3 protein-coding genes are annotated in these 7187 nt (G+C 40.8%); all 3 read right to left on the bottom strand.

Annotated elements, in window-relative coordinates:
• Positions 1-221 precede the first annotated feature (221 nt).
• The 3 genes from AW17_RS22440 to AW17_RS22430 all read right to left on the bottom strand — a co-directional run bounded on the left by AW17_RS22440 (position 222) and on the right by AW17_RS22430 (position 7096).
• Complete coding sequence (locus tag AW17_RS22440; RefSeq protein WP_157280398.1) at positions 222-2339, bottom strand: alpha-galactosidase; 2118 nt, start codon at positions 2337-2339, stop codon at positions 222-224.
• 69 nt (positions 2340-2408) lie between these two features.
• On the bottom strand, positions 2409-6533 hold the full coding sequence (locus tag AW17_RS22435) for a hybrid sensor histidine kinase/response regulator transcription factor (protein ID WP_029280364.1): 4125 nt from the start codon (positions 6531-6533) through the stop codon (positions 2409-2411).
• 278 nt (positions 6534-6811) lie between these two features.
• The gene (locus AW17_RS22430) at positions 6812-7096 is read right to left on the bottom strand and encodes a DUF2264 domain-containing protein (RefSeq protein WP_029280362.1); all 285 of its coding nucleotides are present in this window, start codon (positions 7094-7096) and stop codon (positions 6812-6814) included.
• Between the last annotated feature and the right edge of the window lie 91 nt (positions 7097-7187).

The raw sequence follows: 7187 nt of genomic DNA, 5'->3' as shown, positions 1-7187 counted from the left end.
TCATTTTGTGGCGTTTTAATCAAGTTTTCTGTTAAGACGGTCGTCACCCTGAATTTATTTCAGGGTCTTTCACGCTAAAAAGATGCTGAAATAAATTCAGCAGGACGATAAAGCGGGATTAGGCGTAAATAAGATATAATTTTCAGCAAATAATTATCGAACTCAGGTTAGAAGCAATACTTTTATCGATAATGAGATTATTTTCTTCATTTTTTGTTTCGTTAATCCATAATAGAATATTTCAGAAACAGGTATTCCGCAGGTTTATCTATTGAAAATTCAATTTTCCCATCCAGTGCAGCTTTTTTTATTTGTGTTCTACCAGTTTCAACATTAGTGAATGTTACGGTTTTCCCCTTCAAAAATTTAAGCTGGACAACTTTTTTTAGTTCCTTATTGTGAAGTTCCCTGAATAACAACAAATAATTGGCCTTTTTATTGATTTCATTCAGCATCTGAAATCCAGTCCAGCTTTTATTATTCGGTTTGTCTCCAATAGGAAAAGTGTAACAATTAAAGATAGTTTCTCGATGCTTTTTGTATACGGTGATAAAATTCTTTAACTCTTTTTGTTCCTGAACATCCAGATTTTGGGCACTTTGGAAAAAACAAGGAATAAAAGGTACTCCCATGGCAAAACAGTAGGAATGACTATGTTGTGGTGCATCACTACGATCTGAATTAACCCGTTTGGGATTTTGCAACATAACTTGCAGTTTGTTACTGTTGAAATATTTTGTCATTTCCCAATTATGCATTAGTACGTTACTAGGAACCATGGTAAGGTGAGCAGGAAGGCTTTCTTGAATATTTTGAAAAAAAATACTTCCGTATTCTTTGAAATAATACCAACCATAACGAGGATCATCATATTCGGGACATAAGGAAAACTGTGTGTTCATCCAGGAGTGTTTCATAACATCGCGGTATTTTTTTATCCTATCTTCATAATCGGTACGTGTGGCCAAATGATCAAAGTCTGACTTCCATGATATAAATCCCAATTCATCAATATTTTTATTCAGCTCTTCGGTTGTAGAAAGTTTTGCGGTTACCCAAAGTCCCATTCGAACTCCATTCTTGTCTGCAGCATCTTTGATATCTTTCCAACCGTTGGTATATTTGGGAGAAAAGTTTTTGGCGCCTGGTCCTCCTCCACTTTTTTGCCAGCCATCGTCAATTTGTATTACATCAATACCCAATTTAGCAACAGCAGGGATTTCTTTCAAAACAAAGTCTTCTTTGGTAAATTGAGATCCATCCGGATTGGCCGGCCCCCAAGTATTACTAAGAATAAACAAGTCTCTTTCAGGAAACACAGGGTACCGGGCTCTATCAAACTGTTTCAATGCCAATTGCATACCGTCATTACCATGCGACCAAACAATCGTCCATGTTGCCCAACACGCTCTAAAACGATCACTAAGCACTTCATCTGGATTGAGGCCCCAACCACTTACCGATACCCCATTTGGACCACTATAGAAACTTCCTGTATTATGTGCGGCTTGGTTTACGGTTTTTGGCGACTCTTTAACAATGCAAACTCCATTTTGACCATTGTTGTACTCTACACTCATTCCACTAGCCCAATTGATATCTTCGGTAAGAAACAACGGAAAGCCAGTTACTACTTTTTCTTCCAACATATTGCGGCTTGAATCATATCTCCCACCAGGATTATTATAATACCCCCAGTATCTCCTTGAGTTTTCTACTGAGAAGTTGAGTGGCAGATATTCTGCTCTTGCTCCCGGAACTGACATTTTAAGTCCATAATCAATTCGTTCGCTTTCTGCTGTCCTTATTTTTTCAGGGCTGTATCCACTCAAAGCCTTAATTCTTAATTGTGTACGAATACCTGGTGCGTTTGGAAATACCCATATTACATGTTCAAGTACAAGTCCAGCATTGGCATATTTAATGGTAGATATTACTTCCAGATGTTGCGAAGAGAATCCACTGTCGTTAGCTTCTTTTACATTGATGTCAATCAATTCTGCAGATGAACCTTCAGATATGGCACCGGGCAAGTCCCAATCACATTTCAATTTGGCTTTTGGCATAGCATATTCCTTCCCAGTAAGCTGGTTTTTTAGGCTTGTACTTAACAAACCAAAACCTGTCCATTGCCAAGTTCTTTCTATTTTACCCGTTGAAACAACAATTTTATCTTTAGTGCAAACAACACTGGAGTTCAATAAATTTGCTTTTTTTTGTATTTGCCCTTTTGAACAAATACTTGCGAGCAAGCATAATGCGAGAGTAAATGTTTTTTGCATATATAAGTTCTTACCATTGACGATTAATTGTAGAATTGCCTTTTTAAAATTCTTCAATATATTTTAAATTTCAATTTTTATTAAATCTCTTAAAAAAGATTAATCTATAGACATTTTATACCTTGTTCAATCCGTTTTTGTATTGTATTTGGAGGGTGGATAACCGAACTGCTTTCGGAACTCCTTGCTAAAATATCTCCTATCGTTAAAGCCAACGGAATAGGCTACATCTGCAACATTCAGCTTATTTTCGGACAATAGCTGCTCTGCCCGTTTTAAGCGCTGCGATTTGATAAAATCGGTAATGGAAAGATCGGTGAGCGACTTTATTTTTCTGTATAGCACCGTCCTGCTCATCCCGATGCGGTCTACAAGGCCTAACACACTGAATTCTGGATCTTCCATATTATCTTCTATCACCTGCATCAGCTTGCTCAAAAACCTTTCATCAGGCGATTCTATCTCCAATTTACGTGGCGTGAGCATAATCTGCTTGATATATCGTTGCTTCAGGTCCTCCCTTACCTGTAAAAGATTCCTGATACTCAGTTCAAGCACCCTGATACTAAATGGCTTGGTAATATAAACATCAGCTCCAGCTTCCAGTCCGTCTGCCTGGTGCATATGGCTGGCCATCGCTGTAAGCATAATTACCGGAATGTGGCTGGTACGCTCCTCCTGTTTCAGCTTTTGGCATAATTCAAGCCCTCCCAGTTTTGGCATACTAACATCACTTACAATGATATCCGGAATGTTTGTTACAGCAACCTCCCAGCCTTCTAGTCCGTCTGCGCCTTCAATAATATGGTAACTAGCCTCCAGAGACTGCATAATGAAGGCCCGCAGCTCATCGTTATCCTCCACTACCAAAACCGTATGCCGCTGTTCTGGTACTGTTCTAGCAACTAACCCAACCGAGGAGTGATCATCTGGTTCGGGTATATTTACTACGGTCATCCCTATATCGCTATTTTCAGCAAATTCATCCTCGGTAAAGTGGTCTCTGCCTGGACGAAGCAAGAGGTTCACTCTTGTACTACCGTTTTTATCTCCTATGGCTTGTTCGCTCATTATTGAGATTTCTCCTTTATGCAGTTCCACAATGTTTTTAACAAGCGCCAGTCCTATTCCCCAGCCTTCAACAGCCGACTGGCCCGATCTCACCTGGTAGAAATTAGTAAATATTTTATCCCGTGCCTCTTCAGGAATTCCAATTCCGTTATCGGTTATCGTAACATTGGCATAACCATCATGAACTGTTAACGAAAAGGTTATTTTACCACCATCTGGTGTATACTTAAAGGCATTTGAAAGGATATTATTAAATACTTTCTCCATCTGGCCTGCATCGTAAAAAATAAAAACTTGTTCTGCTTCACTTTTGAAACAGTAATCTATATCTTTCATCTCCGCAAGCCCTTTAAAAGTATTATAGATATTGCGGCAGAATGCAACGAGATCATTTTCAGCAACCTGTAACCTAACGTTTCCACTTTCTATTTTCCTGAAGTCCAGCAGCTCTCCTACCAGGCGCAATAAACGTTCGGTATTTCTCTTTATGCCCACAATAGACGACTGGACAGGATGATTATCTTGTGCATACCGCTTCAACTTCTCAAGAGGAGCAAAAATCAACGTTAGTGGGGTACGTATCTCATGAGAGATTCTGGTAAAGAAATCCAGTTTCATCTGATAGAGTTCTTGCTGCCGCTCATTATTCAAATGTTCATAATAAAGTTGCGATTTCAACTGTTGTTGCCTTCGGGTAAAGCGAAGCACAAGGAAAAGCACGGTACTTCCTGCCGTAAAGTATAAAAGGTAAGCCCACCAGGTTCGCCACAAAGGTGGGAGGATATTTATCTCCAGTACAGCCGGCTTATTATTCCAAAGCCCATCGTTATTGCTCCCCTTTATCAGGAACTTATATTTCCCCGGAGAAAGGTTTGTATAGGTGGCCGACGGTATATCCACATAGTTCCAGTCCTCTTCGAGTCCTTCTAGTTTATAGGCATACTTGTTCCGCTGAGATTGTATGTAACTGAGGGCCGCAAAATCGATGGTAAAAATATTCTGATCTGCATCAAATGTGATTGATTTTGAGAAGTTGATATCATTTGTCAAAATCTTATCAGGGCCGCCAATAGCCACTGGTTTGTTGAACAACTTCAGCCCTGTGAAGGTCATTTGCGGTAGGGCCCTATTCTCGCTGATGTCTTTAGGTGTAAAAGTAACCAATCCGTTAAAGCTGCCAAAATACAGTCTGCCATTCATGTCCTTATACGCAGAGTTTAGATTGAACTCGTTAGACGGCAGGCCATCGGAAGTATTATAGGTCTTAAAGGACCGCTGACGATGGTCAAATTTAGTAAGCCCCTTGTCGCTGCTGATCCAAAGGTTGCCCTCATCGTCATCCAACAGATTGGTAACATTATCACTTGCCAGCCCATCTTTATGAAAATAGGTCGTGAACGAATGCGTTTTCGGATGGTAGAGGCTCAGCCCATCGCGCAGAGTACCGATCCAGATGTTTCCATAGCGATCCTCTCTTATACTAGTGATCCGCACCGCCTGGTGACTACTCTTACTTTCATTCCCTTTAAACAATATCCTGAGCTGTCTTGTTCCATTGCTGAGCATGTTAAGACCACCAAGGGTGCCCACCCAAAGGTTTCCCTTTGAATCAGAGTAGACTACACTGATATAGCTATTGCACAACTTTTGCCCTTTTCCAAGCAGCTCCTCAATACGCCTAAAAGCTTGATCCTTGGGATCGAAAACATATAGTCCCTTGGAGACCGTGCCTACCAATAAACGCCCAGCACTCCAGCCACTTATACTGGTTACGTAGCCTTCGGTTAGCGCATTTGGCTGTCCGGGATGAGGTGGATAATGTTCGAATTTTCCCGTCGATGGCACAAAAAGATCAAGCCCCCCTTCGTATAGGCCGATCCAGATCCGACCTATACTATCCCGATAAATGGCCTTTATCGTATTATGGCCAAGACTTGAAAGATCGAGTGGATTGTGTATATATTTTTTAAAAAGACCTGTTTTGACGTTGAAATAGTTTAGTCCCTGTCCTTCAGTACCGATCCAGAGGTTTCCGAGCCCATCAGGTGCGATTACGCTGATCATATCACTGCTGATACTGTTCCTGTACTTGCTATATCTATATGTCGTAAAAGGAATGGAGCCGGGATGTACCACGTTAACGCCACCGAACATGGTGCCCATCCACACCGAACCGCAGTCATCCTCATAGATGTCCTTGATAGAATTGTCCTTCAGGCTCTTCCGGTTCTCTGGATCATTCCTGTATACCTCAAAGCAAAACGTTTTCGGATCCAGGATATTCATACCATTCATCGTCGCCACCCATAGCTTGCCGTTCCTACCGGATATGATTTTGCGAATATTATCGTTGCTTAATCCATTTGGATTTAGTACATTATACCTGAAGTGAACGAATGAGTGCGATTCAGGCACGAAAAGGTTTAGTCCATCAGTTTCCGTTCCTATCCATAGTCTTCCCATCGGGTCGGCTACGATTGCCTTGATCGAATTCCCGCTAATGCTTCCAGGATCTCCCACCTGGTGAAAAAAGGATGAAATTTCATAGCGTCCGTTCTTCACATACATCCGACTAAGCCCTTCTGTAGTACCTACCCAGATATTACCATCCCTATCTTCAAAAATACAATAGATCGAATTGCCAGCTAGGCCATCCTTTTTGTAAAACTTTCTGAACTTTCTAGAAGAAGGATTTTCGAGCAGGTTAAGCCCCATGCTCGTGCCAAACCATACCCCGCCCTTACGATCAGTAAACATACAAAATACTTTGTTATCACTAATTGAACTCGTAATGTTTTTATTGGAAACAAAGCGCTCAAAAGCGTCTTTTTCTGGCAAATAGCGGTTTAGCCCATTTTGCGTACCTATCCAGAGATTTCCATTACGGTCTTCTCCGATTGCACGGATAAAATCATCTGAGCTTATCGTTCTTGGATCAACCGGATTCGTCCTGTAGACCTTTACCCCTCTGCCGTCATACCGGTTCACACAATCATGTGTACCAAACCACATATAACCCCGCCTGTCTTTGAAGATCGACAATACACTACTCTGTGAGAGACCATTGCTAACAGTCAGGTGATCGAAAGAAAGCTGTGCAGAAGCGTTATAAAAAGAAAGCAGACATAACACCAATAAGCACAGGCTAGTGATCGGTTGTACACTTAAAAATTTCTTCATTCAATATAGTCAAAACACGGAAATAGATGTCAACTAAAATAGGCTTTTCCAAGCTTTTTTCCTAGTTGCTCAATATTTCCTTAAGTACTGGCCCTATGGACTTTAAAACATTCGGCTATGATTTTCCAATCGCTGATAAAGACTTTACTGATGCAAAGGCACCTAGTCAGAAGAGCAATACCTAATCATTAAGGAATGGTTAAAACGGAAGAAAAAGCAACCACTGTATTTCAGAGGGGCTATTTTATCAAAATAATGGACAGCATTACTGCTGGCCATTATTGCCCCCAACTTTTTTGCTTGATCCTCTGGTAACCTGAAAGAGGAATCATTTTTGTTTTGCTTGAAGCATCCAGATTTTCCCAGAGCCATGGTGCACGATTAAATGCCAAGGCAATGTAATACGCATTTACCAACTGCTGACCAGCTATATCAAAGCGCATAAAATCTCTGGCAGACGAGTCTAATGCATTATGCAGCCCTTGAAGTGCCCATTTCCGATACCTATCGCACATTTCTTTTTCGGATGTTATCCCCGTATTTAACCTATCGTGTGGACACATCTTTTGTTAATTCTATATTTGTTTTTTAGTAAACATTCATTATGCGGTCGTCATGCTGAATTTAGTTCAGCATCTTTTTTACCACTAGCGA

It is taken from the genome of Pedobacter borealis DSM 19626 (assembly GCF_000708285.2).
Classification (GTDB): domain Bacteria; phylum Bacteroidota; class Bacteroidia; order Sphingobacteriales; family Sphingobacteriaceae; genus Pedobacter; species Pedobacter borealis.
This window is presented reverse-complemented; position numbering and strand designations above follow the sequence as displayed.

Bases quoted from the DNA above. Each gene is read 5' to 3' on its own strand.
- AW17_RS22435 (WP_029280364.1), bottom strand. From the start codon at position 6,533: ATGAAGAAATTTTTAAGTGTACAACCGATCACTAGCCTGTGCTTATTG.
- AW17_RS22430 (WP_029280362.1), bottom strand. From the start codon at position 7,096: ATGTGTCCACACGATAGGTTAAATACGGGGATAACATCCGAAAAAGAA.